23 protein-coding genes are annotated in these 25,151 nt (G+C 36.4%); 22 read left to right on the top strand and 1 reads right to left on the bottom strand.

What is annotated here, in order from left to right; all coding sequences use genetic code 11:
* Window positions 1-66 precede the first annotated feature (66 nt).
* Window positions 67-2,883, bottom strand: a complete 2,817-nt coding sequence (locus SKM54_RS07030; RefSeq protein WP_321094933.1) for a GacS-like sensor histidine kinase — start codon at window positions 2,881-2,883, stop codon at window positions 67-69.
* A 257-nt stretch (window positions 2,884-3,140) separates the two neighbouring features.
* Between SKM54_RS07030 and cysM the strand changes: the two genes are divergently transcribed.
* The 22 genes from cysM to SKM54_RS06920 all read left to right on the top strand — a co-directional run bounded on the left by cysM (window position 3,141) and on the right by SKM54_RS06920 (window position 25,055).
* Window positions 3,141-4,061: a cysteine synthase CysM gene (cysM, locus tag SKM54_RS07025; RefSeq protein WP_311918212.1), complete on the top strand. Its 921-nt coding sequence runs from the start codon at window positions 3,141-3,143 to the stop codon at window positions 4,059-4,061.
* Between the two features lie 16 nt (window positions 4,062-4,077).
* On the top strand, window positions 4,078-4,899 hold the full coding sequence (locus SKM54_RS07020) for a 3'-5' exonuclease (RefSeq protein WP_321094931.1): 822 nt from the start codon (window positions 4,078-4,080) through the stop codon (window positions 4,897-4,899).
* Between the two features lie 6 nt (window positions 4,900-4,905).
* Window positions 4,906-6,297 carry a 23S rRNA (uracil(1939)-C(5))-methyltransferase RlmD gene (gene rlmD, locus SKM54_RS07015; RefSeq protein ID WP_321094929.1) on the top strand — a complete coding sequence of 464 codons (1,392 nt, stop codon included), beginning with the start codon at window positions 4,906-4,908 and terminating at the stop codon, window positions 6,295-6,297.
* Window positions 6,298-6,328: 31 nt separating this feature from the next.
* Complete coding sequence (locus SKM54_RS07010) at window positions 6,329-8,635, top strand: RelA/SpoT family protein (protein ID WP_311918215.1); 2,307 nt, start codon at window positions 6,329-6,331, stop codon at window positions 8,633-8,635.
* Between the two features lie 197 nt (window positions 8,636-8,832).
* Entirely contained in the window at window positions 8,833-9,459 is a 627-nt protein-coding gene (locus SKM54_RS07005; RefSeq protein WP_321094926.1) for a beta-ketoacyl synthase chain length factor, read from the top strand.
* Window positions 9,453-10,265, top strand: coding sequence for a lysophospholipid acyltransferase family protein (locus SKM54_RS07000; protein WP_321095047.1), 813 nt, complete (start codon window positions 9,453-9,455; stop codon window positions 10,263-10,265). The genes SKM54_RS07005 and SKM54_RS07000 overlap by 7 nt, the downstream gene beginning before the upstream one ends.
* A complete protein-coding gene (locus SKM54_RS06995) occupies window positions 10,249-10,509 on the top strand; it encodes a phosphopantetheine-binding protein (RefSeq protein ID WP_154771723.1) in 261 nt (86 codons plus the stop codon). The genes SKM54_RS07000 and SKM54_RS06995 overlap by 17 nt, the downstream gene beginning before the upstream one ends.
* A 9-nt stretch (window positions 10,510-10,518) precedes the next feature.
* Window positions 10,519-10,767: an acyl carrier protein gene (locus SKM54_RS06990; RefSeq protein WP_154771722.1), complete on the top strand. Its 249-nt coding sequence runs from the start codon at window positions 10,519-10,521 to the stop codon at window positions 10,765-10,767.
* A complete protein-coding gene (locus SKM54_RS06985) occupies window positions 10,764-11,324 on the top strand; it encodes a COG4648 family protein (protein ID WP_321094924.1) in 561 nt (186 codons plus the stop codon). The genes SKM54_RS06990 and SKM54_RS06985 overlap by 4 nt, the downstream gene beginning before the upstream one ends.
* Window positions 11,325-11,347: 23 nt before the next feature.
* Window positions 11,348-13,012 carry an AMP-binding protein gene (locus SKM54_RS06980; protein WP_321094922.1) on the top strand — a complete coding sequence of 555 codons (1,665 nt, stop codon included), beginning with the start codon at window positions 11,348-11,350 and terminating at the stop codon, window positions 13,010-13,012.
* A gap of 2 nt (window positions 13,013-13,014) precedes the next feature.
* Window positions 13,015-13,767, top strand: a complete 753-nt coding sequence (locus SKM54_RS06975) for a glycosyltransferase family 2 protein (protein WP_311918219.1) — start codon at window positions 13,015-13,017, stop codon at window positions 13,765-13,767.
* 47 nt (window positions 13,768-13,814) lie between these two features.
* The gene (locus SKM54_RS06970) at window positions 13,815-14,693 is read left to right on the top strand and encodes an LpxL/LpxP family acyltransferase (protein ID WP_311918441.1); all 879 of its coding nucleotides are present in this window, start codon (window positions 13,815-13,817) and stop codon (window positions 14,691-14,693) included.
* Window positions 14,693-16,225, top strand: a complete 1,533-nt coding sequence (locus SKM54_RS06965) for an HAL/PAL/TAL family ammonia-lyase (protein ID WP_321094919.1) — start codon at window positions 14,693-14,695, stop codon at window positions 16,223-16,225. The genes SKM54_RS06970 and SKM54_RS06965 overlap by 1 nt, the downstream gene beginning before the upstream one ends.
* A gap of 25 nt (window positions 16,226-16,250) precedes the next feature.
* Window positions 16,251-16,673, top strand: coding sequence for an acyl-CoA thioesterase (locus SKM54_RS06960; RefSeq protein WP_321089393.1), 423 nt, complete (start codon window positions 16,251-16,253; stop codon window positions 16,671-16,673).
* Window positions 16,674-16,722: 49 nt separating this feature from the next.
* Window positions 16,723-17,319: a LolA family protein gene (locus SKM54_RS06955; protein ID WP_321095045.1), complete on the top strand. Its 597-nt coding sequence runs from the start codon at window positions 16,723-16,725 to the stop codon at window positions 17,317-17,319.
* Window positions 17,294-19,630, top strand: coding sequence for an MMPL family transporter (locus tag SKM54_RS06950; protein ID WP_321094916.1), 2,337 nt, complete (start codon window positions 17,294-17,296; stop codon window positions 19,628-19,630). Before SKM54_RS06955 ends, SKM54_RS06950 begins: the two co-directional genes overlap by 26 nt.
* 6 nt (window positions 19,631-19,636) lie before the next feature.
* Window positions 19,637-20,908, top strand: a complete 1,272-nt coding sequence (locus tag SKM54_RS06945) for an NAD(P)/FAD-dependent oxidoreductase (RefSeq protein ID WP_154771714.1) — start codon at window positions 19,637-19,639, stop codon at window positions 20,906-20,908.
* A 15-nt stretch (window positions 20,909-20,923) separates the two neighbouring features.
* On the top strand, window positions 20,924-21,487 hold the full coding sequence (locus tag SKM54_RS06940) for a DUF3261 domain-containing protein (RefSeq protein ID WP_321094912.1): 564 nt from the start codon (window positions 20,924-20,926) through the stop codon (window positions 21,485-21,487).
* Window positions 21,477-22,676, top strand: a complete 1,200-nt coding sequence (locus SKM54_RS06935) for a beta-ketoacyl-[acyl-carrier-protein] synthase family protein (RefSeq protein ID WP_321094910.1) — start codon at window positions 21,477-21,479, stop codon at window positions 22,674-22,676. The genes SKM54_RS06940 and SKM54_RS06935 overlap by 11 nt, the downstream gene beginning before the upstream one ends.
* On the top strand, window positions 22,673-23,110 hold the full coding sequence (locus SKM54_RS06930; RefSeq protein ID WP_321094908.1) for an ApeP family dehydratase: 438 nt from the start codon (window positions 22,673-22,675) through the stop codon (window positions 23,108-23,110). The genes SKM54_RS06935 and SKM54_RS06930 overlap by 4 nt, the downstream gene beginning before the upstream one ends.
* On the top strand, window positions 23,107-23,832 hold the full coding sequence (locus SKM54_RS06925; RefSeq protein WP_321094906.1) for a 3-ketoacyl-ACP reductase FabG2: 726 nt from the start codon (window positions 23,107-23,109) through the stop codon (window positions 23,830-23,832). Before SKM54_RS06930 ends, SKM54_RS06925 begins: the two co-directional genes overlap by 4 nt.
* The gene (locus SKM54_RS06920) at window positions 23,832-25,055 is read left to right on the top strand and encodes a beta-ketoacyl-ACP synthase (protein WP_321089400.1); all 1,224 of its coding nucleotides are present in this window, start codon (window positions 23,832-23,834) and stop codon (window positions 25,053-25,055) included. Before SKM54_RS06925 ends, SKM54_RS06920 begins: the two co-directional genes overlap by 1 nt.
* The last annotated feature ends 96 nt before the right edge of the window (window positions 25,056-25,151 follow it).

Here is a 25,151-nt window from a genome sequence, read left to right as displayed (position 1 = left end):
CATGACAGCGCAGTCACCTCCTAGCATAGACACAGTCAACTTTAGTGGCATTTGCCACTTTAAATTTTAAGAATTAAATCGACCTAAAATTTGTTTTGCTGCAAGCTCTACTTGATAAATAATATCTTTGAGTTCATTCAATTTATGCATGACTTCTTGAATAAATTGATCATCTGCTTTACGACGCTCTTTACGCAAAGTTGAAACGAATTGCTCAAATTTACTGGTGATTTCTTGCAAGTTTGGCGTGCCGACATAGCGAGTTGCACCATGTAATCTATGCAATACATGTTCAAGTTGCGGGAAATCTTCCATTTCTATAAGTTGTTCGATTTCTTTTAGCTCCACAGCAAAACTATCGGTGAGCATTTTGAGTAAATCGACAGCTAAATCTTCTTTATTTGCTGCAAGTTGTATGCATTGTTGCCAATTTAAAATTTGCGGATTAATGGTATCTAGTGTTGCCGATTTTTCTGCAAGTGAAGCTTTACTCACAAAATTAGGTGATGTCCAATCCGTTAAAATTTGAATAATTTGTTCCATTTGGATTGGCTTGGTCACGTAATCATCCATACCTACTTTAAGCAGTTTTTGCTTTTCATCGGCAAGGGCATGTGCGGTTAAGGCAATAATTGGTAAGCGCTTATGATTTTCCAATGTCGACTCGAGCGAGCGAATGGCACGAGTGGTATCAATGCCCGACATGACAGGCATTTGAATATCCATGAAGACTAAATCGAAAGCTTTTTTATTGTCTTCAAAGTTTTGCTCTAAAATACCAATTGCTTCTTGACCACTTAATGCTTTGGTTACTTTAACGTTCATTTCACCTAACAGTGCTTCTAGAACAATTAAGTTTGGAAGATGATCATCAACTGCCAAGACATGTAGTCCTTGTCCATTAAATTCTTCAGTTTCAACGTCTTCAAAACTACTTTCATTATTCAGCAAGTGAATTAATGCAGAACGACTTAATGGTTGATAAAGCGGTAATGCATGATAGTGATGAAGCAAATCTGGCTCTAAAGCCATTTGATAACCATAAATGCCAATTTTGCCTTGATATCTTGAGCGAATTTCTTTGAGTAAGGTTTCTGTGTCGCCGTTATGGTCGAAAATAAGCCACGTATTTTCAATATCTTCAGACAGTAAATTTAGGCGACTAAATAAATCAATAATTGACGTCGCTTCAATATGATCTACTTTGTAATCTTCTAAATAGTTACGCAAAATATTCGCAGTCGCAGGATGCGCCATAAACGATAAAACTTGGGTATTTTCAAAATATGGATGAACCGTAATTTCATCATCATTTTTACCCAGCATTGCGGTAAACCAAAAGGTTGAGCCTTTATCTGTTGGAGCACGCTCTTGGTTATCTTCAAAGCCAATTTGACCTTGCATAAGATGAACAAGCTGTTTTGAAATCGCTAAGCCTAAACCTGTTCCACCAAATTGACGTGTTACAGAAGCATCGCCTTGAGAGAATGATTCAAATAAACGTTTTCGATCTGTACCATTTAAACCAATACCACTGTCTTGAACGCTAAAATGAATCAGACATTGTCCAATATCGTCATGTTCTATACGTGCACGTACAATAATTTCACCATCTGGCGTGAATTTAATGGCGTTAGAAATAAGGTTGGTCAAAATTTGCTTAAAGCGAAGTGCATCTCCAACAACATGGGTAGGTAAATTATTGGCAAAGTAAAAAGCCATGTAGATATGCTTTTGCGCTGCAAGCGGAGAGAGCATATCCATTACATCGTAAATTGCTTCTTCTAAATCGAACAGAGCTGTATCTAACTCGAGTTTACCTGCATCAATTTTAGAGAAATCTAAAACGTCATTAATAAGCGCAAGTAAATGTGCAGATGATTTACGAATGGTTTGTAGATAAAGTTTTTGTTCATTGCTCATACTGTCTTGGCGCAAAAGTAAATGAATAAAGCCGTCAATACTGTTTAAGGGCGTACGTAATTCATGACTAATATTGGCCAAAAATACCGACTTAGATTGATTGGCTGAAATTGCTTGGTCACGCGCTTGACGATAAGTAATATTTTGAACTTCTAAAGTATCGAGTGTTCGTCTTAAATCATCTTCTGTTTGTTCTGTATGTTCTTTGAGTTCTAAAAAACTAAAATGTAAACGCTTCACAACGTTTGCAATATCACGCTGTAATAAGCGTAATTCGCCTGTACTGTTAATTACAATATGTTGATCGAGCGTATCTGCATTTAGGCGTTGAAGTTGCATACGAATTTCGTACATTGGTGCAATCCAACGTCGTGAATAGAAATTCAAACAAAGCAAAAGAAGTAATAATGTGGTTAAACCAGTTGCAATTAAGACAATTAAAACTCGATAACGCGCAATTTGCAGTGGCTGATTGTCTAATTCAACCATTAACCAAGCAGGATTGCTCCCTGTATTTTGAATGGCTAAGCCGTAAATATTGCTGTTGTTCGATTTTATAGGGCCAACAAAATCTGTGTTATTTTTTATGAAATTGGGCCAAGTCGATTGCTTTTGATAGCCACGACTTAAAAGCACCTGATTTTTTGAATTTACAACGGCTGCACGAGTAACATACTTTTCATCCATAATACTTTGCATGAAAAACTGCGATTGAATAGAAGCAAGTTCTGGGTTTGTTAAATGAGAAACAAACGTTTCTGCTGAAATTTCATTACGCGTTAAAATTGCCAAAGCCATTTGTTTTTGTTGAGACTTTGCCGCATTTGAAGTTTCAGATAAAACAAGAACAGCACCTACGCATGCCAAAATCATGATAGGAACAAAAATCAGTGCAATGAGTTGCCCATAAGCATGATTTAAATGAAGTCGTTTAAATAACTTTTTGTTGATATTTGACATGTTTAGATCAAGTTTTTCGTTATGCAATCGAGTTTAGCATGCTTTTTTCAGCAGTTAATATTTTCATCGGTGAATTAAATATAGCGTAAGGTAAAAACCTGTAGAGATAATCCATATAAAGCTTATGTGATTTTTTGAGCTAAACATGCAGAAGATAAGCGTTTGTAATTTAATTATCTTTATTAAAAAATGGTGAAAAGAGTGCAGAATAGCGGTTTTTTCCATACAATATGCGCACCTCGATATAGGTGCACACAATGAGTAACACATCCCCAGATTTTCAAGCAACCGATTTTTTATTAGACCACTATGTCGGAAAAACGCCATTGGTGCGTTTACAGCGTCTTGCAAATCATACTAAAGCAACCGTTTTAGCAAAACTTGAAGGCAATAATCCTGCTGGTTCTGTGAAAGACCGTCCAGCATATAACATGATTATGCAGGCGGAAAAACGTGGGCAAATAAAACCGGGTGATACACTTATTGAGGCAACAAGTGGTAACACAGGTATTGCTTTAGCAATGGTTGCAGCAATGCGTGGCTATAAAATGAAACTGATTATGCCATCAGGTTCAAGCCAAGAACGTAAAGATGCAATGCGTGCTTACGGTGCTGAACTTATTGAATCTGAAAACATGGAAGAAGCACGTGATTTAGCGCTTCAAATGGAAAAAGATGGTAAGGGGTTAGTCTTAAATCAATTTGGTAACCCAGATAACGTAGAAGCACATTATTTAACGACTGGCCCAGAAATTTGGCAACAAACAGGCGGAAAAATTACGCATTTTGTAAGTGCAATGGGAACAACAGGGACAATTATGGGTATTTCAAAATACCTAAAAGAACAAAACCCTGATATTCAAATTGTAGGTTTACAACCATCTGAAGGTTCAAATATTGCGGGTATTCGTCGTTGGCCTACAGAGTATTTACCAACAATTTTTGATGCGAAACGTGTAGACCGTATTATGGATATTCCGCAAAGTGAAGCGGAAAAAACAGCACGTCAATTGGCACGCAAAGAAGGCATTAGCGCAGGTACATCTTCGGGTGGTGCTGTATGGGCTTCAATTAAAATTGCTGAAGAAAATCCTGATGCGGTTATTGTGTGCATTATTTGTGACCGTGGTGACCGTTATCTATCTACTGGGTTATTCTCTGTAGTAGATCCTGAATAATAAATTTGAGATAAAAATGCGCTTACCTGTTTTAATTTTTGATATAGAAACTCTGACCGATCTTAAATCGGGTGCGCATTTGTATGGTTTAGATTTGCCAGAAGCCGATCTTGAACAAGCGCTGATGAAATTGCGTCGTCAAGAAACCGGAATGGATTTTCCTCGCTTACCTTTGCATGAAATTGTATGTATTTCAGGTTTATGGATAGACGAGCTTGGCGCAATGAAATTGTTTTCATTTAGCCGAGAACAATTTTCAGAAGCAGAAATTTTAAGAAAATTTTTATCTATCTTTGATAAGAAAAATCCGACTCTTGTGAGTTGGAATGGCTCACAGTTTGATATTCCTGTGATTTTATACCGTGCGATGTATCATGGGTTATCTGCGCCAAGTTTGTTCGATCAGGGCGAAATTGATAGCCAAAAAAGGTATAATAATTATCAGAACAGATACCATCATCGTCATATCGATTTAATGGATGTGATGGCAATGTTTAATGGTCGCAACTTCCAAAAGTTAGATGATATGGCTCACTTACTAGGTTTCCCTGGTAAGCGTGGCGAGTTTGGTTATCATGTGCCTGAATACGTTAAAACGCAGCAATGGTTAAAATTAACAAGCTATTGTGAGGGAGATGTATTAAACACATGGCTTATTTATATTCGTTGGCTTTTATTAAAAGGTCAGTTGAATACAGAAGATCATCGCTTGTGGGTTCAAAGCACCATTCAGTATTTACAGTTACAACCGCAACATACAGAGTTTTTACATGTTTGGCGTGAAACTGCCAAAAAAACGGAATTTACTTCCTTCGATTTCCCATCTTCCCAAGATTAGGTACACATGAAACATAGAGCTAAACCTCGTACTACTCAACAAGCTATTTATACTTTTCAAGTTGAGTCGCTATCACACGAGGGGCGCGGAATAGCGCACTATGGTTCACATCCAGATCATCCTAAAGATAAACACGGAAAAAAAGTGTTTATTGGTTCTGCTTTACCTGGTGAAACGGTTAAGGCAAAAATTACACGTGAAGTAAAAAAATTAGAAGAAGCAGATTTTATTGAATTGTTAAGTGAACCATCTGCTATTCGTGCAGAACCACAATGTCCTCATTATGGAATTTGTGGTGGTTGTAATATGCAACATATTCAAAAAGATGAACAAATTTTATTAAAGCAAAATGTGTTGAAATCGCATTTGGAACATTTTGCTGGTATTCAGCCAGAAAAATGGTTGGAACCAATACGTTCATTGCGTGAAGATTATCGCCGTAAAGCACGTGTCGGCGTACGTTACATTCCGAATAAAGATAAGTTGGTGGTTGGTTTTCGTGAGCGTGCGAGCAACCTTTTAACCAATATTGACCGCTGTGTGGTGCTTGATAAAGAGTTTGGCTCTTTAACCACTTTGAAGCAGTTATTCCAAAGTCTAAAAGGCAAAGCAGAGATTGGTCATGTAGAATTAGCCATGGGCGACGCAGAAATTGCACTGTTGGTTCGTCATACAGATAAATTATGCGATGCTGATGTCAACGTATTAAAAGAATTTACGTTACATAAGCAATGGCAATTATATTTGCAACCTGCTGGCGCAGAATCAGTTCATCGTGTTGATGATGCACAAGCAGCAATGCGTTTGCACTATAATTTGAATGACTTTGATATTAAATTTGCTTTTCATCCTTTAGATTTTACACAAGTGAATTCAACAATTAATCCGCAAATGGTTAAAATGGCATGTGAATTGCTTGAACTTAAAGGTGGCGAAAGAGTTTTAGATTTATTTTGTGGGTTGGGTAATTTCTCATTGCCTTTAGCGCGCTGTGTTGGTGCGACAGGTGAGGTCATTGCTGTTGAAGGATCCGATGAAATGGTTCATCGTGGTGCGGAAAATGCGAAACTCAATGGTTTAAGCAATATTAAGTTTCATTCACAAGATTTAACAAAAGATTTTTCGCATCATTCTTGGGCAAATCAAGGTTTTGATGCATTATTGATTGACCCGCCACGCTCAGGTGCGGAAGAGGTTATGAGTTATGTACCAAAATTTGGTGCAACAAAAATCGTTTATGTATCGTGTAATCCAGCAACACTTGCAAGGGATGCTAAATTGTTGGAACAGAAAGGTTATCGATTGAAGGTAGCAGGTGTTATGGATATGTTTACACATACCGGTCACGTTGAATCAATTGCATTGTTTGAGAAAAAACTCGTACTAAACGATGAATAAATAATGAAACATATAGAGGTAGGAGAAAGGTATGGTCACAGTACGTGAACAGCTTCCTGGACATTTTAATGAATTGTCTGAGGAAACGACTGTAGAACATGCCGAGCAAGCACGACAAGATGTAGCTGAATGGCTTAATCGTGTACGTGGCATATTAGATGGGGCAGCACTTAAGCGACTCGAAGAAGTTGCGAATTACATTTTACAAAAAGAACTTGAGACAACGGTCAATCATCGTTCAAACACGCTTTATGCGGGTATTGAAATGGCAGATATTCTTGCCCATTTACATGCCGATGAAGACACGCTTTCAGCAGCATTCCTGTATCGAAGTATTCGAGAAGGGCTTGTGTCTATTGATGAGGTTCGAGGTTTATTTGGCGATGCTGTTTTTGCTTTGGTTAAAGGCACCTTGGCAATGGGGCGTTTGTCGGATTTAATTGAAAAAAATAAACGTTTAGAAGATCACTTTAATAACAACCAACGTGAACATTTAACAGGCATTTATAAAATGCTAATTTCCGTAACGGAAGATGTTCGTGTGGTTTTAATTAAGCTTGCAGAACGTACCTATGCATTACGTGAATTAACGCATTCTTCGAAAGAGCGTCAAGAACGTGTTGCTCGAGAAATCTTAACGATTTATGCACCACTTGCACATCGTTTGGGTATTGCTCAATTAAAGTGGGAACTTGAAGATTTAGCGTTCCGTTATTTAGCACCAGATCGTTACAAAGAAATTGCGACACTTTTAAATGAAAAACGTTTAGAGCGTGAGCAATATATTCAGTTTGTCATTGATAAACTGAAAAATGAATTAGCCGAACATAATATTGAAGCTGAAATTAATGGGCGAGTGAAACACATTTATTCGATTTATCGAAAAATGAAAAGTAAAAACCTAAGTTTCGATCAGCTTTACGATATTCGTGCGCTACGTGTTTTAGTAAAAACAGTACCCGAGTGTTATCACAGTTTAGGTATTGTTCATCAAATTTGGCGCCATATTCCGCATCAGTTTGATGACTATATTACTAATCCAAAAGCCAATGGATATCGTTCGCTTCACACTGCCGTAATTGCCGAAAATAAATCTTTGGAAGTGCAAATTCGTACTATGAGTATGCACGAAGAAGCAGAGCTTGGTGTGTGTTCGCATTTCAATTATAAAGAAGGCGCGAAAGCAACAGATCACTCTTTTAATCATCGTTTACATTCATTGCGTTCGGTGCTTGAACATTATCAAGAACGTACCGATGCAAGTGCACATAAAGATGAAAAAGATGGTGAAGATTTTGAGCAGATTCAAGAGTTTGAAGACTTCGAAAAAATTTATGTCTTTAGTCGTGATGGTGATATTAAAGAGTTACCACGTGGTTCTACGGTTTTAGATTTTGCATATCATGTGCATACAGAAGTTGGAAACAAGTGTTATGCAGCACGTGTAAACCAACGTTATGTGCCTTTAACGTATACGCTTAAAACGGGCGAGCAAGTTGAAATTTTAACCAAGAAAGATCGTGAACCAAACCGTGATTGGTTAGTGAATTCTCTTGGTTATATTAAGACAGGACGTGCACGTGATAAATTACGTCATTGGTTCCGCCAACAAGATCGTAGTAAGAATTTAGAAGTTGGTCGTGAACTTTTAAATAAAGAATTAGCACGCCTTGCAATTCACCCCAAAAGTATTGATTTAAGTGATTACTGTAACCATTTCAATGTAAAGCAAGGGGAAGATATTCTAATTGCTTTGGTGAATGGTGATGTAAGTTTGCATGCCCTGATTAATCAGGTGAATCGTCATATGCACCTTGATCAGGATGAACCTGAATTGGTGCTAAAACCTACATTAAATCCACGTGCCAGTCATACATTGTCTGCGCATGGTATTTTAATTGATGGTTTAGATAACGTTGAATTACATATTGCACAATGCTGTCAGCCTGTACATGGTGAGTCAATTGGTGGATATATCACATTAAATCGTGGTGTGAGTATTCATAAAGTTGCCTGTCCAGATTATGTTCGTATGATTGGTCAAGAACCTGAGCGTGCTGTAGAAGCTGATTGGGAAATGCAACCAACACGTGGACAAAGTGTGCAAATTGTTGTTGAAGCTTATGATAGACGTGGTTTGTTGAAAGATTTAACGCAAGTGATTTTCTCTGATCAAATTAATATTCGTCAGGTAAATACGATTTCTGAAGCAGATGGTATTGCCAATATGAAGTTATTAATTGAGGTTAAGGGGCTTGCGCAACTGTCAAAACTCTTAGCTCGTTTAGAACAGCAACCAGGTATCATTAGTGCGAGACGTTTAGTTCAAGGTAACTAACCTATTTAGGAAAAGCTTACATAATTCATTTATGTAGGCTTTTTTTGTTTTTCAAAATAAAAGAAGAAACATTAATTGTTTAAAATAAAGTATTAATAATAAACAAGATATTTTTTGTCTAAATCATCTTCCCAAATGTTATAATTACCATCAGAATCAACGTGCTTAAAATGTTGTATGCATAGGGAAAAGTGAATATGGTCAGGTTGAATATTAGTCAGCTGAATATAAATACAGTCGACTCTACTTTCCAGGCTTTAGAAAAAATTTCACCTATGCAGCGTCGCCGTTTGTCGTTTATTGCAAAACTTGCTTTGAATAATGCAATACAATCATTAGAAAATAATAAGGTTGATTATATTGTTTGGGTTTCCCAATATGGTGATGAGCATAAAACTTTAAAAATTTTAGCAGATGTTCTGCAAGATGAAACACCATCTCCAACACAATTTTCAACATCTGTTCATAATGCTGTTGCTGGTTTATATTCTATTCTTTGTGAAGACTCGACACCGTCAACAAGCTTGGCTGGAAGTTGGAATGCTGGATTAATAGAAGCATATGCTTGGCTAAAAACAATAAATCAAGCCAATGCAAAAGCGCTCATAGTTTATTATGATGAGCCACTTCCTAAGCTTTATACAGAGCAACAGGATTTTGACGTTATTGCGATGTCTGCAATATGTTCATTAAATGATGAAAATTTTTTACTTAATTTAGCTGAAATGTCGGCAGAAACGAATGCTGCAATTGAAGCTCAACAATTTTATACGTTTTGGCAAAATGCCAATGAAACGAAATTATTTGCATGGCAGAAATGTTAAATATTAAAAAAATTAAGCAACAGGCAAATTATTTGTGGCGTGTAGGTGCTACAGGATTCAGCTTTGCAAGTTTTGGTGTTGGTGGCGTTATCATTGGTGGCGTGTTAAGCCCTATTGTTAATTTGAGCACCAAAGATAAAAAATTAAGACAAGAAAAGACCCAAAAAATCATTAAGCATAGTTTCCATGGTTTTTTCGACATGATGGAAAATCTAGGGCTTATGACTTATGAAATTGAAGGGCTAGAAAAACTTGAAAATAGCCGTCAAGAATTAATCATCGCAAATCATCCAACACTTGTAGATGTAGTAATGCTCATTGGTTTAATGGAACAAGCTAACTGTGTTGTTAAACAGGCATTGTGGTCAAATCCGTTTACACGTGGTCCTGTACAAGGTGCAGGATATATTTTAAATGCAGGTTCAGAACAATTTATTCAAGAATGTGTAGAGCGACTTGCTTGTAAAGAATCACCATCTTTAGTGATTTTCCCTGAGGGGACAAGAACTGCAAAAGGTGAAGTTATTAATGATTTTCAGCGTGGTGCAGCAAACATTGCATTACGTGCGAATGTGCCGATTCGTCCTGTGTTAATTACATGTACACCCTCTACATTAACTAAGAATGAAAAGTGGTATCACATTCCATCGAAGCCATTTCATATTCATGTGAAAGTACTCGATACTTTTACAATTCATGATGCTTTAGAAGACGTGAGTATTAATCCAAAAAATGTACGTCAGCTAAATCATTACTTCCATCAATTTTTTTACCAAGAGTTATCTAAAAATGAGCAATCTTGCTGATGAATTAAAGCAAATGATTATCGATGTTTTGGCCCTAGAAGATATTAGTGTGGCTGATATTGATACTGATGCGCCTTTATTTGGGGATGGTTTAGGTCTAGATTCGATCGATGCATTAGAGTTAGGTTTGGCTCTAAAAAAACGCTACAACATTCATTTGAATGCAGAATCTACTGAAACAAAACAATATTTTAAATCAATTCAAAGTTTAGTTACTTTGGTTGAAGCACAACAGACAGCATAAGGGGCTTTTATGCTAACTCAAGAACAAGTACTTGAAAAATTACGTGAGTGGATGGAAGAGCTTTTTGAAATTGCTCCTGAAGATATCCAATTAGAATCTAATCTTGCGACAGATTTGGATGTGGATAGCATTGATGCAATTGATTTGGTTGTAAAAATTAAAGAACTCACAGGCAAACAAGTGAATCCTGAAGATTTTAAAAATGTTCGTACAGTTCAAGATGTTGTCACTGTTATTCAGAATATGACGGCTGAATGAGTTGGATTGTAAAAGGGATAGTAGCAATCGGATTGATTCTCTATCCCTTTTTAGTTGGTTATAGCTTGGCAAATGGGCAGTATATTTGGGTCAGTTGCCTCTTAATTGTATTTGGAGTAATTCGCTTACTAAGTAAGGGAAATACTTTGCTATGGCCATTAACAGGATTTGCAATTTTGTGTGGTGGATTAAGCTTAGTGCTTAAAGATCACGCTTGGTTAAAGCTATATCCTGTATTTATGAGTGTAGGTGCATTAATTATTTTTGCAACGACACTTGTTAAACCACCATCAATGATTGAACGATTTGCGCGTTTAGCAGAACCAAATTTGCCTGCTGAAGGGGTAATTTGGACAAAGAAAGTAACAATTGTTTGGTGTGGATTCTTTGTTGTAAATGCTGTTATTGCTTTAGGAACAGTGTTATTTACATCCACAAAAATTTGGGTGTTATACAACGGTTTTATTTCCTATCTTTTGATGGGAGTTTTGTTGCTTGGGGAATATTTATTGCGTAAACGTCAACAGCGTTTACATGAAATGCAAAAAATGAACTAAGTAAAAATAGAAAACGGATTGTTATGTCTTGTTATTTTGAGAATTATGTAAATTCACCAAAGCTACTTTGTATAAAGTCAGATTTGAGTACCGTTAGTTTTGCAAGTTTTTGGCAAGATGTTGCAGAGCAGCAAGCTCAAATTGAACAACTTGAAACAGAAACATGGGCACTTTGGGAACAAGATAGCTACGAATTTTTAGTTTTATTGTTTGCTGCACTGAATGCGAAGAAACAAGTGTTGTTACCACCCAACCGTATTAGTGATTTAGAAAAAGAATTAGCAGAACAAAATATCTATTTTTTAACAAGACAGACACTTCAGTTTGAAGCATCCCAGATTTTTTTAAAATTTGATCAAAACTTTTTAGAGCAGTCTTCTGTTTATTTCTATACATCTGGTTCTACAGGTCAACCGAAAAAAATTCCTCGTACACTTGCGCAGTTATTTAATGAAGTTGCAGGTTTAAATGAAAGTTTTGAGCTTCCAGAACAAGCTGTTGCGATAGCGACAGTCAGCCATCAACATATCTATGGTTTGCTCTTTAAACTACTTTGGCCTTTGGCGAGTGGACGCAGTTTTTATCAAAACCAAGTCGCTTTTCCTGAAGATGTTGTTGATGTCGAAAAGAAAATTGCTCATTTGAATATCGTAAATTATGTAATTTCTAGCCCTGCATTATTAAAGCGTTGGACGACAGATGTTGTGTTGCAAGAATGTATTACGGTGTATTCATCGGGTGGTAAGCTAGATTCAGGTATTCGCCCATTTGTGAATGTGCCAATTACAGAAGTTTTTGGTAGTTCGGAAACAGGTGGAATTGCGCATAGACGAGAAGATGAGGCATTGTGGACACCATTTGCGAACGTTGAAATTCGACAATCGGAACAACAAGAACTCGCAGTGAAAGCAAATCATGCATGTACTCAAGATTGGATTTTAACAGGTGATAAAATTGAGCTTGTTGATTTAGATAACTTGAAGAGTCCATTTAAATTATTAGGTCGCTTAGACAGAATTATTAAATTAGAAGAAAAGCGTTTAAGTTTAGATGCGATTGAACATAAAATTTTAGAACTTGATGATGTTTCGCAATGTCATGTATTGGTTGTTGAAAAAGAACATCGTCAAATGTTGGCATGTGTAGTTGTGCTTACAAACGAAGCTCGTGAAAAGCTTGTAAAAGGTGAGAAATCAACATTTGTTGCCAATATAAAAGCAAAATTAAAAGACAAGTTAGAAAGTATTGCTATTCCAAGACAGTGGCGATTCATCACGCAATTACCACAAAATGCACAAGCTAAGTTAAATAAACAATATTTGAAATCATTGTTTCAGCCAATGTTATTACCTGTTGTGCTTGAACAGAAATTAGTAGATGTACAAGCACAATTCGAATTGGAATTTACACCTGAATTAGAGTGTTTTAAAGGACATTTTCCAACATTTCCAATTTTTCCTGGTGTGGGGCAAGTTGGCTTTGTTCAACACTTTGCAAAACAAACTTGGGCAGATTTACAATGGTGTAACGGCTTTGAACAATTGAAATTTCAAGAGTTAATTTACCCTTACTCTGTTGTCCAATTAAAACTTACACGCAAATTACATAAAATTAGTTTTGAAATATTAGGCGATGATAAAACGATTGCTTCAGGTCGTTTGTTGTTTGCTCTTCAAGAGGAGGCGTGAATATGAGTGAAGATATAAAGCATTGTTTTGTGATTCCTGTATATAACCATCCTCATTATTTAGAAAGTTTGGTGCAACATTTAAATCAATTTCAGCTTCCAATTATTATGATTAATGATGGTAGTGAACAGGAATGCACGAATTTATTGCGAGAAATTGCGAGTAAAAATAACTTAGTGGCGTTAGTTGAACACGAAATTAACCAAGGCAAGGGTCAAGCAGTAATCACTGGTATCTTTAAAGCAAAAGAACTAGGTTATAGCCATGCATTACAGTTAGATTCTGATGGTCAGCATGATTGGAATGATATTCAAAAATTTATAGATGCTTCAATTGCAAATCCTCAAGCAATGATTATTGGCAATCCTGTATATGATGCTTCTGTGCCAAAGCTACGTTTATATGGACGCTATGCGACACATATTTGGGTGTGGATTAATAGCTTATCTTTTGAAATTAAAGATAGTATGTGCGGATTTCGAATTTATCCAGTTCAAAGCACAGTTAAAGTATTAGAAAAAGCCACTTTTCAATTGCGCATGAGTTTTGATATTGAAATTTTGGTACGCCTGAAATGGGATAATGTTCCTTTTGTTAATGTGCCAACGCAAGTGATTTATCCTGAAAATGGAATCTCACATTTTAATGCATTACGAGACAATATTGGTTTAACGAAAGCTCATTCCAAGCTTTTTGCAGGCATGTTAGTTCGTTTACCTAAATTAATTTATCAAAAAATAAAGAGCGCAGAGTGAAGCTAAAAAGTAAAAATCAATGGAGTAATATTAAAGAGCGGGGCGGTATGCTTCCGCTTATGCTCATGCTTGGTTTTTATCGATTAGGCGGTCGATGGCTTTGTCGTTTTGTTTTGTTATTTGTGATTTTTTGGTATTGGTTATTTTCTAAATTTGCACGTAATGCTTCGTTGCAATATTTAACTAAATTACATGAGTTTGCAGGTGAAAAATCACCATTTTCTAAAGCGCCAACACAAGCCAATACCTATTCACATTTCATGGAATTTGGTGAATGTATTTTAGATAAAATTGAAGGCTGGTTAGGCAGTGTTGATGAATCTAAGCTTGAGTTGTTTGGACATGAGAACTTTCGTGAACATTATCAAAAAGGTGCGGTTATTGTCGTTTCTCATTTTGGAAATATTGAGTTATTACGTGCAGTTAAATCGAATCATAAGCAAAAAATTAATGTGCTTGTTTATCAAAAGCATGCAACTAAATTTAATTCATTTTTAAAAAAGCTAAACTCAAATGCAGATGTGAATCTTTTGTCTGTTGATGACGTTGGTATAGAAACGGCTGTCATTTTGCAAGAAAAATTAGATCGTGGTGAGTGGATTATTGTTGCTGCAGATCGTGTTCCAATTCAATCTGAGCGTGTGCAAACAGTTGAATTTTTAGGTGAAGATGCAAGTTGGCCTCAAGGTTCTTGGATTTTAGCCAATTTATTAAAGGTTCCTGTATTAGCAGTATTTTGCTACCGCATGAATCAAAATTTTGAAGTTCATATTCATAAAATTGCCGATAAAGTGCAGTTTTCTCGTAAAAATAGAATGGAAGAAATGAAGCAAACAACACGACAATATATCGAGTTGTTGGAGGGTCATTGCTTACGTGTTCCGTATCAATGGTTTAATTTTTATAATTTTTGGAATAAAAAGTAATGCAAGTGTTAGTCGTGGGGGAAAAGCCACTTTCTATTGAGGAAGTGGTTGCTGTAGCCCGTCAAGAAATTCAAGTTGCACTTCCTTCATCTAATGAATGGCGCTCGCTTATTCAACGCGGTGCAGATTTTTTAGATCAGCTTTTAAAAGATGAAGGCGTAATTTACGGTGTAACAACAGGATATGGCGACTCTTGCTTAGTTGAAATTCCGCCGCATCAAGTAAATGAACTTCCTTTACAATTGTCTCGTTTTCACGGTTGTGGCTTAGGTCAAAATTTAGATTTAATTACAGCGCGTGCAGTTGTTGTAACACGCTTATGTTCATTGGCACGTGGTTATTCGGGTGTGTCACTTGCATTGCTTGAACGTTTAGCTTGGATGCTCAATGAAAATGTAATTCCTGTAATTCCTTCTGAAGGTTCTGTTGGAGCAAGTGGTGATTTAACACCGTTGTCTTATATTGCAGGTGCTTTGGTTGGTGAACGTGATGTGTATTATCAAGGTCAAATTGTACCTATTGCTGAAGTGTATGCAGAAAAAGGCATGCAAGCACATGTAATGCGTCCTAAAGAAGGGCTTGCACTCATGAATGGTACGGCAGTAATGACCGCTATTGCATGTTTAAATTATAAAAAAGCAGAACAAATTTCTTTAGCAAGTACCTGCATTACAGCATTAAATGTTTTGGCTTTAGAAGGTAATCCAAGTCATTTTGATGAAGTTTTATTTGCTCAAAAACCGCATGTTGGGCAACAAAATATTGCTGCACAATTACGTGAATGGTTAAACAGCGAAGTTCAAACTGAACATCAGAGTTCTCGTTTGCAAGACCGTTATTCATTACGCTGCGCACCACATATTATTGGTGTATTTGAAGATTCAAAAACTTGGTTGCGTCAATTTATTGAAAATGAATTGAACTCAAGTAATGATAATCCACTTATTGATCCTGTAAATTTACGTGTTTTACATGGTGGTCATTTCTATGGTGGTCATATTGCTCAAGCCATGGACAGCTTAAAAATTATGATCGCTAATATTGCCGATTTGATGGATCGTCAACTTGCACAATTGGTCGATTATAAAATGAATAATGGTTTACCTCGTAATTTAACAGGTTCAACCGCAGATCGCTTACCGCTAAATCATGGATTTAAGGCAGTTCAAATTGGTGTGTCTGCTTGGACAGCCGAAGCGTTAAAACAAACACTTTCAGCATCAATATTCTCTCGTTCTACAGAGTGTCATAATCAAGATAAAGTCAGTATGGGAACTATTGCAGCGCGTGATGCTGCTCGAGTAATTATTTTAACTGAACAAGTGATTGCCGCTTTAAGTTGTGCAAGTGTACAAGCGATTAAATTAAAAGGTGTAGATACAGAACTTACGGAAGTATTAACGCAGTTTAAACAGTGGGTTCTTCAAACCTTCAATTATGTAGAAGAAGATCGTCCATTACAAAATGAGTTACAAGGTCTTGTAGATCGATTTGAAAATTTAGAATTATTAAATCAAGTATTCAATTCATAAGACTTTTTAAAAATAGGAACACGCTATGCATGCCGATGTAATTATTGAAGTGCCATTTCACGATGTAGATACAATGAATGTGGTTTGGCATGGGCATTATTTGAAGTATTTTGAAATTGCTCGATGTAAGTTACTTGATCAATTTCATTATAACTACAATCAAATGCGTGATTCAGGGTTTGCATGGCCTGTTATTGAAAGCTATGTGCGTTATGCACAAGGTATCGAGTTTGCTCAAAAAATTCGTATTCGTGCCATTTTGAAAGAATGGGAAAACCGTTTGAAAATTGAATATCAAATTTTTGATGCTGAATCGGGTAAACGTTTGACGAAAGGATTTACCTCGCAAGTTGCTGTAGATATGAGTACACGTGAAATGTGTTATCAATCTCCACAAGTTTTGCTCGATTGCTTAAATGCTTGGTCTGAATTTAAGGCTGGAAAATAAAATGAATATAAAAAAAACACGATTTTTAATTGTTTTTATTGGCTTTGTGATGAGTTTATTTGCATTATTAAGTACAACAACGCATGCACAAAATTCAGATCTTAAACAAATTTTCACTCAGCTTTCAGCATCTTCTGTTGTACGTGCGAACTTCGTACAGCATAAAAAATTAGCGTCTTTAAATAAAACCTATGTATCTAAAGGCACGGTGGTATTTACAAAAGACAGAGGTGTGCTTTGGCAAATACAAAGTCCTGTGAAAGCAGATTTAATTGTTACACCTAAAAAAATTGTACAAAAAACACAACGTACATATAGCCAAATTGAAGTGGATAAAACGCCTTATGGTTCGGTTGCAACCATGTTTTTACAGTTGATGTCTGGTAATGAAACCGCTTTGGCAAAAAACTTTAATGTAGTTTCTGCAAATTATTCGCCAACGAAATGGAATGTATCTTTAACGCCAAAAAGTGGTTTATTTAAAAAACTTTTTGTAAAAGTAGATGCACAAGGTCAGCGTTATGTAGATCAAATTGTGATTCAAGAACAAGCAAATAACAGTACAACTATTCGTTTTAGTCAGCAAGCAGCTCAACCTCAAACATTAACGGCAGCTGAAAATGCACTTTTCCAATTGGCAAAATAAGTGCACGGCCGCTTGGCTGATTGTTCTAAGTATTATTGCGATAGTGCTTGGAGCAGCATGGCTTAATAAAGATATTAGGATTCAGACTAATATTTTTGCTTTGCTTCCTGAAACGCACCAAGATGCCCGTTTAGAAAAAGCACAGCAATATGTTAGTGATCAGCTCAATAATAAAGTATTTGTGGTGCTTGATGCCAAAGACGATGCATCTTTAAAACAAGCGACTCAAGAAATTCAGTCTGAAGTAAAACAAAGTGATTTATTTCAGCCTTTAAAACCACAACTAGATAATGAAAAATTTGCCACAGCTTTATATCAACATAAAGTTGGCTTACTCAATGAAAATGATAAAACGCTTTTAGAGCAAAAGGATTATCAAGCACTTACAGAACAAAGTATGTTGCAAATGATGAGTCCGGGCATGCCAATAACAGCAGAACTTTTACAACAAGATCCGCTGTTATTTTTTCCACGTTATGTAATGGGTTTGTCTGCTTTACAATCGCAAACAGATATTCAATTAGAAGATGGTTTTGCCACTATTCGTGATGATAAAGGAATTTCACGACTTTTAGTTTTAGAACTAAAAAGCAGTCCTTACAATATTGATTATCAAGAACAAACTGCTATTTTTATTGATGCTTTAAACCAAAAAATTAAACAACATAATGTAGAACCACATTGGACAGGCACGCTGATGTTTGCTCAGTTTGGTACAAGTTCAGCTCAAGAAGAAATTTCAACCATTGGTGTGGGTTCTACACTTGGAATTTTACTTCTTGTGTGGTTTGGCTTTCGTTCTGTGCGTCCAATGCTGACAGAAATGGTTGCAGTTGGAACAGGATGTTTAGTTGCCTTTGCTGCAACATACTTAGTGTTTGATGAAATTCATTTAATGACTTTGGTGTTTGGCGCAAGTTTAATTGGTGTATGTGTCGATTTTTCATTTTATTTCATGGCGTTGCAATCTCAGCATAGACATGTCAATGGATTTAAAGTCTTAACGCCAGTTTTACCAAGTTTGTTTGTAGGTTTGCTAACGACATTATTTGCTTATGTTGTTTTAAGTTTCACACCATTTCCAGGCTTTAGACAAATTGCTGTGTTTTCTATGGTGGGTTTAACCGCAGCGTGGATTACCAGTATTTTATTATTGCCAAGACTTCCTGCTTTAAATGCAGAACCTGCAATTCGAACTTTAAGTTTTATTGGAAAAATTCGTAGTTTTGTACAAGCGAATAATCCACTTCGTTATGGTCTAATTCTTATTATTTTACTTGTAACTACAAGCAGTTTATTTTTCTTAAAAAGTAATGATGATATTCGCAATTTGCAGAGTATGGACCAAAAACTTAAACAAGAAGATCAATACGTTCGTGATCGTTTTATGCAACAGCAAGGTAGTGACTACTTTGTAGTAAGTGGCACAACGCCTCAAGAACTTGAGAAAAATGAACAAACTTTATTATTGAAATTAGAGCAACTTAAACAAGATGGAAAAGTTGAAGGTTTTCAAGCTTTAGGGCAGTGGTTACCATCTATTCAACAGCAACAACACAATATTCAATTATTAGAACAAATTCCACGTGAAACATTAACTGAATACGCACAAGTAATGCAGTTAGATACGCAAGATATTTTAAGCTGGCAACAGCATTTAAAACAGCAACCATTGCTCACGGAAAAAATCTTTGCAGAACATCCACTCGCATTTTTACAAATGAGTGCAACTGAGCGTTTGGTGATGTTGCAAGGTGTTCATAATAATCAGGCCATTCAAAGTCTAATGGGTGAAGATGTTCAGTTACTACAACCTGTTCACCAACTTTCACAACTGTTTAAAGAGCATCGTATTCATGCGCAGTGGTTACTATTATCTGCCATTGTTTTACTGATGATTGGTTTAGGTGTGCTTTACGGTAAAAAGTCCATTTTACCTTTAGTTTTACCTGTCACTATGGCGCTCATGACTACGTTTGCGATTCAGGCTTGGCTTGGTGCTGAAATTAACTTATTCAGTATTATGGGGACATTTCTAATTATGGGGATTGGCGTGGACTATGCGATTTTTTATCGCCATGGACATGATCATCCTCAAGTTGTTGGCATGGCATTGTTCTTATGTATGATGTCGACATTTTTTGGTTTTGGTTTGCTTTCATTTAGTCAAACTTATGCCATTCATTGTTTTGGATTAACTGTTTTATTAGGCGTAATTTTCGCATTTATTTACGCAACATTGTTTACATCATCAGATGATAAGCATGTTGTGATTAACAACATCAGTCAAAGAGCTGAAGGTTTGGAGTAAGATTGCATGAGTACAATGCAAAAAACAGATATTTTAATTATTGGGGCGGGACCTTCTGGTAGTTCGGCAGCAGCATTGCTAAAACAGAAAGGATATGATGTTACGATTATTGAAAAACAGCATTTTCCACGGTTTTCTATTGGTGAATCTTTGCTTCCTCAGTGCATGGTATTTTTAGAAGAAGCAGGATTGCTTGATACTGTGCGTGATCATGTTGAAGAGTGCGGATTCCAATTTAAAAATGGCGCAGCTTTCTTAAAAGGGAAAAAACGTAGCTTTTACGATTTCACTAAAAAATTTAGCGAAGGGCCGGGAACAACTTGGCAAGTAAGACGTGCAAGCTTTGATCATATTTTGGCGCAACAAGCTGAAAAGATGGGAACGGATATTCGTTTTGGGCATGAAGTATTAGCTGTTAATGTTGAGCCTGAACAGCCTATTTTGACTGTAAAAACTGAACAAGGTGAAACCTACCAAATTCAAGCAAAATTCTTGTTAGATGCAAGTGGTTTTGGTCGTATTTTACCTAAGCATTTAGACTTAGAAAGCCCATCAGATTTTCCTGTACGTCGTGCTGTATTTACCCATATTGAAGATGGAATTTTAGATGATCCTGAATTCGATCGTGAAAAAATTCTAATTACAGTTCACGAAAAAGATCCACGTGCATGGTATTGGCTCATTCCATTTGCAGATGGTCGTGCATCTTTTGGTGTGGTTGCCGAAGAAGATTTCTTTGAGAAATATGGCTTTGATGGTAGTAGCGATTACGATGTTGCTGCTTTGCAACGTCGTATTTTAGCTGATGATGAAGCACTTTCTTATGTACTTCGTAATGCAAAATTCGATACGCCTGTGCGTACATTGGTCGGTTATTCAGCAGATGTAAAACATCTTGCACAGCGAAACTATGCACTGTTAGGAAATGCGGGCGAATTTTTAGATCCTGTGTTCTCATCGGGTGTTACCATTGCGTTGAAATCATCAAGCATGGTTGTGCCTTTGGTTGACCAATATATTAAAGGCGAAAATATTGATTGGATGGAACAATATGAAAAACCGTTACGTGCGGGAATTCAGGTGTTCCGTGCTTATGTTGAAGCTTGGTATACAGGCGAATTTCAGAATGTTGTATTCTCAAATCATCAAGAGAATAATGTTCGTAGCATGATCGCATCTTTACTTGCTGGTTATGCTTGGGATCAAACAAACCCAATTTATAAAAATGCGAAAAAACGTTTAAGCACAATTGCTGAATATTGCCGCGAAGATCAATAAGGAAAAAGGACAGAAATGGACTTCAAGCCTCGTTTAAAACTTACAGCAACGTTATTGGCAACAGCACTATTTTGTAGTGCTTGCCAATCTCTAATTCCATCTGCTCAAGGTTTGGTTACGCCAAGTTGGGTAGCTCAGTCTTATCAACGTCAAGACCAAATTGAAGTTGAATGGAAAAAACACAGTTTTAGCTTTTTGTTATATCAACAGCAAAATGGACAAAACTTGGAAATGGTTGCTTTAAGTTTGACGGGGCAACAACTGTTTAAATTGAGTTTTGATGGCAAAAAAGTAGATGTTCAACAGCGTATTAATCAAATGAAATTACTACCATTTGAATATATTGTGCGTGATTTACTTTATGCAACATATCCTAACTTTTCACAGTTGCAAGGCAGTCAAATACGTGTTGAAACAAATCCATCAACACAGAAAATTTATATTCAGCAACAAGCCGTTTTAGAAATTATTCATCAGCCAGATTCAATTGAGTTGAATAATGTGCAAGTGCCATATCAAATGGTCATTAGCTCAATAGATGAAAGCTTAGAAAGTGATGAGGCTTCAAATGCACAATAAAATTGGTGCAGATTATTCTGCTGTTGGTATTCAATTTAGTGTGGGCTTATCTGCTTTAGGTGAAAGCTCTGAGCAAATGAAGTTAGCATTAAATACGAACGTGAATACATTTACACAATGTTCAGAATTTATTGCTGAAAAGAAAGTATGGGTTGGTGCTTGTGCATCTGAACTTATTCAAGATGTTCCTTTAAGTTTAAAGCAGTCAGATTCAAGAAATTTAAGATTTGCATTAACTGCATTACAACGTATTGAATCAAATATTCGTGAATATACAGCTCAGTTTTCTAAAGTTCGTTTAGGTGTAGTTCTTGGTACATCAACTTCAGGTATTGCAGATAACGAAGTTATTTTAAAACAACATTTTCGACATAATGAAGATGTTGAAGTGATTCATAAAAAACAAGAAATGGGCAGTTTAGCAAAAGACTTACAGCAATATTTAGGTTGGGAAGGTCCTGCTTATACAATTTCTACAGCATGTTCATCGAGTGCAAAAGCAATGGCTGCAGGTCAGCGCTTAATTAATGCAGGTTTGGTTGATGCTGTACTTGTAGGTGGAGTAGATACACTTTGCCAACTTACCTTGAATGGTTTTAATTGCTTAGAAAGCTTGTCACATGATATTTGCCAACCCTGCGGTAAAAACCGCGATGGTATAAATATTGGTGAGGCGGCAGCATTATTTTTAATCTCTAAAGATCAAGCACCTGTTATGTTTTTAGCGGCAGGTGAGTCTATGGATGCTTGGCATATTTCAGCGCCACATCCTGAAGGAAAAGGTGCAGCAGAAGCCATGCAAAAAGCTTTAGACATGGCAAATTTAAAAGCATCAGATATTGGCTATTTAAATATGCATGGTACTTCAACTGTGCAAAATGATGCGATGGAAATTAAAGCTGTACGTAAAGTTTTTGAAAATATTGATGTGCCGCTCAGTAGTACGAAGCATAAAACAGGGCATTGTTTAGGTGCTGCAGGTGCAATAGAAGCTTATATTTGCCAACAGATTTTACTTGATCAATCTTGGTTGCCTTTGCATCATTCGGGTGTTTTAGATCCTGAATTAGATGATCAAAATTATGTTTTAAATACAAATTTAGATAAGCCTATTCAATATGTAATGAGTAACTCATTCGCATTTGGTGGTAGCAATATTAGTATTATTTTAGGGACAAGTTTTAAATGATGGATGCAGTAAAGTTTATTCCACATGAAAAGCCCATGGTTTTTGTTGACCACTTAATTGAAGTGACAGATGAAAAGGCAATTGCGGAATTACATATTACGCCAGACTTAATGTTTTGTGAGCCCGAAGGTCTACCAACGTGGACAAGCATTGAAATTATGGCGCAAACAGTCAGTGCCTATGCAGGATTCCAAGGTCGAAAAAAAGGTGAAAATCCTAAAATAGGCTTTTTATTGGGTACGCGGAAAATGCATATTCCTGTGCCATATTTTGCAATGGGTGATGTTGTTCGAATTTGTATTGAACAAAATTATTTGCATGAGGGTTTGGGGCAATTTCAATGTGAAATTGAATATAAAGAACATAAAATATGTGCAATGTTAAGTGTTTATGAACCACAAGAAATTGATCAAATTATTGGGAAATTAAAGTGAATAAAAGAATTTTAGTAACAGGGTCAAGCCGTGGTATTGGTAAAGCAATTGCAATTGAATTAGCAAAAGCAGGATTTGATGTTACTGTTCATGCAAGATCAAGACAACAAGAAGCAGAACAAGTTGCAGAAGAAATTAAATCATTTGGGCGTAATAGCCATGTATTAATGTTTGATGTAAATGAGCGCGAAAACATTCTACAAATATTAGAAAAAGATGTTGCAGATCATGGTGCATTTTATGGCGTTGTTTTAAATGCGGGACTTACTCGAGATGGCGCATTTCCTGCTTTAACCGATGAAGATTGGGATCATGTTGTAGATACATCATTGCACGGTTTTTATAACGTATTAAAACCACTTGTTATGCCAATGATTCGTTTAAAACAAGGCGGTCGTATTGTGACTTTATCTTCTGTTTCTGGAATTATAGGGAATAGAGGGCAGGTGAATTATAGCGCTGCAAAAGCAGGTTTAATTGGTGCAACTAAAGCACTTGCACTTGAGTTAGCAAAAAGAAAAATTACGGTAAATTGTGTTGCACCAGGTTTAATTGAAACCGAAATGGTGTCGGAAGAAGTAAAAGAACATGCTTTAAAAATGATTCCACTTCAAAGAATGGGGCAAGTGGAAGAAGTTGCTAAAGTTGTAAAATTTTTATGTAGCGATGATGCAGCTTATATCACTCGCCAAGTCATTTCAGTGAATGGGGGATTAATTTAATGAAGCGCGTTGTTGTTACAGGAATGTCAGGAATCACTTCTTTAGGTGAAACAGCAGATCAAATTTTTGAACAGTTCCATCAAGGTAAAAGTGGCATTCGTTATATGTCAGACTGGGAAGTGTATACAGATTTACGCAGTAAATTAGGTGGGCCTGTAGAGTCATTTACTGTGCCAAGTCATTTTAATCGTAAAGTGACACGAGGCATGGGGCGTGTTGCGCTTATGTCTGTAATTTGTGCAGAAAAAGCATTAGAAAATGCGGGTTTGTTGAATGATCCGATTTTAAAAAGTGGTGAAACGGGCGTTGCATACGGTTCATCTGCGGGTAGTGTAAATGCTGTTCGTGAGTTTGGTGCAATGTTGTTAGATAACAACATGAATGAGCTTAATGCGACAACTTATATTCGTATGATGTCACATACGAGTGCCGTAAATATGACGGTTTATTTTGGTTTAAAAGGCTTAACTTTGCCAACATCAAGTGCATGTACTTCAGGCTCAATGGCAATTGGTCAGGCATACGAAGCCATTAAATATGGTAAACAAAAGGTAATGCTTGCAGGTGGTGCAGAGGAATTAAGTGCGGCAGGATCGGCTGTATTTGATGTCTTACTTGCAACAAGTGCGCAAAATGATCATCCAGAAAAAACGCCAAGACCTTTTGAAAAAAATAGAGATGGTTTGGTTGTTGGTGAAGGTGCAGGATGTTTAATTCTAGAAGAATATGAACATGCTAAAGCACGTGGTGCAAAAATTTATGCAGAAATTGTTGGCTATGGTAGTAATACAGATGGTCAGCATGTAACGCGTCCAGATTCAGAAATGATGGGGAGATGCATGCAATTGGCACTAAAAGATGCTGAACTCAGTGCTGATGATATTGATTATGTAAATGCGCATGGAACATCTACAGACCAAGGCGATATTGCAGAATCTCAAGCTACAGCACGTATTTTAGGTAAAAAACCAATTAGCTCATTAAAGAGTTATTTTGGACATACTTTGGGTGCGTGTGGGGCGCTTGAAGCATGGTTAAGTATTGAAATGATGCTACGTAATGAGTTTACCCCAACTTTGAATTTAGATGAAGTAGATGAAGCATGTGGCGATTTAGACTATATCGTTGGTGAAGCTCGTTCAATGCAAGCCGATATTATTATGAGTAATAACTTTGCCTTTGGTGGAATTAATACATCTCTAATTTTTAAGAAAATTGCATAAAGAGATTTTGCTGTGAAGTTTTAAATGATGATTTTGACAATGTTTTAGGCTAAGTAAATTTACCGTCTTAATTCATTGTTGGATCTTTGAAACTTA

The organism is Acinetobacter faecalis, from assembly GCF_034187745.1.
Classification (GTDB): Bacteria; Pseudomonadota; Gammaproteobacteria; order Pseudomonadales; family Moraxellaceae; genus Acinetobacter; species Acinetobacter faecalis.
Note: the sequence above shows the minus strand (reverse complement) of the source record. Positions and strands in the feature narration are given on the sequence as shown.

Excerpts from the sequence above, each read along its gene's own strand:
- SKM54_RS07000 (WP_321095047.1), top strand. The coding sequence starts at position 9,453 with ATGTTAAATATTAAAAAAATTAAGCAACAGGCAAATTATTTGTGGCGT.
- SKM54_RS06955 (WP_321095045.1), top strand. The coding sequence starts at position 16,723 with ATGAGTTTATTTGCATTATTAAGTACAACAACGCATGCACAAAATTCA.
- SKM54_RS06920 (WP_321089400.1), top strand. The coding sequence starts at position 23,832 with ATGAAGCGCGTTGTTGTTACAGGAATGTCAGGAATCACTTCTTTAGGT.
- SKM54_RS06975 (WP_311918219.1), top strand. The coding sequence starts at position 13,015 with ATGAGTGAAGATATAAAGCATTGTTTTGTGATTCCTGTATATAACCAT.
- cysM (WP_311918212.1), top strand. The coding sequence starts at position 3,141 with ATGAGTAACACATCCCCAGATTTTCAAGCAACCGATTTTTTATTAGAC.
- SKM54_RS06960 (WP_321089393.1), top strand. The coding sequence starts at position 16,251 with ATGCATGCCGATGTAATTATTGAAGTGCCATTTCACGATGTAGATACA.
- SKM54_RS06995 (WP_154771723.1), top strand. The coding sequence starts at position 10,249 with ATGAGCAATCTTGCTGATGAATTAAAGCAAATGATTATCGATGTTTTG.
- SKM54_RS06970 (WP_311918441.1), top strand. The coding sequence starts at position 13,815 with ATGCTTCCGCTTATGCTCATGCTTGGTTTTTATCGATTAGGCGGTCGA.
- SKM54_RS07020 (WP_321094931.1), top strand. The coding sequence starts at position 4,078 with ATGCGCTTACCTGTTTTAATTTTTGATATAGAAACTCTGACCGATCTT.
- SKM54_RS06980 (WP_321094922.1), top strand. The coding sequence starts at position 11,348 with ATGTCTTGTTATTTTGAGAATTATGTAAATTCACCAAAGCTACTTTGT.
- SKM54_RS06965 (WP_321094919.1), top strand. The coding sequence starts at position 14,693 with ATGCAAGTGTTAGTCGTGGGGGAAAAGCCACTTTCTATTGAGGAAGTG.
- SKM54_RS06990 (WP_154771722.1), top strand. The coding sequence starts at position 10,519 with ATGCTAACTCAAGAACAAGTACTTGAAAAATTACGTGAGTGGATGGAA.
- SKM54_RS06930 (WP_321094908.1), top strand. The coding sequence starts at position 22,673 with ATGATGGATGCAGTAAAGTTTATTCCACATGAAAAGCCCATGGTTTTT.
- SKM54_RS06935 (WP_321094910.1), top strand. The coding sequence starts at position 21,477 with ATGCACAATAAAATTGGTGCAGATTATTCTGCTGTTGGTATTCAATTT.
- SKM54_RS06945 (WP_154771714.1), top strand. The coding sequence starts at position 19,637 with ATGAGTACAATGCAAAAAACAGATATTTTAATTATTGGGGCGGGACCT.
- SKM54_RS06950 (WP_321094916.1), top strand. The coding sequence starts at position 17,294 with ATGCACTTTTCCAATTGGCAAAATAAGTGCACGGCCGCTTGGCTGATT.
- SKM54_RS06940 (WP_321094912.1), top strand. The coding sequence starts at position 20,924 with ATGGACTTCAAGCCTCGTTTAAAACTTACAGCAACGTTATTGGCAACA.
- SKM54_RS07010 (WP_311918215.1), top strand. The coding sequence starts at position 6,329 with ATGGTCACAGTACGTGAACAGCTTCCTGGACATTTTAATGAATTGTCT.
- SKM54_RS06985 (WP_321094924.1), top strand. The coding sequence starts at position 10,764 with ATGAGTTGGATTGTAAAAGGGATAGTAGCAATCGGATTGATTCTCTAT.
- SKM54_RS07005 (WP_321094926.1), top strand. The coding sequence starts at position 8,833 with ATGGTCAGGTTGAATATTAGTCAGCTGAATATAAATACAGTCGACTCT.
- rlmD (WP_321094929.1), top strand. The coding sequence starts at position 4,906 with ATGAAACATAGAGCTAAACCTCGTACTACTCAACAAGCTATTTATACT.
- SKM54_RS07030 (WP_321094933.1), bottom strand. The coding sequence starts at position 2,883 with ATGTCAAATATCAACAAAAAGTTATTTAAACGACTTCATTTAAATCAT.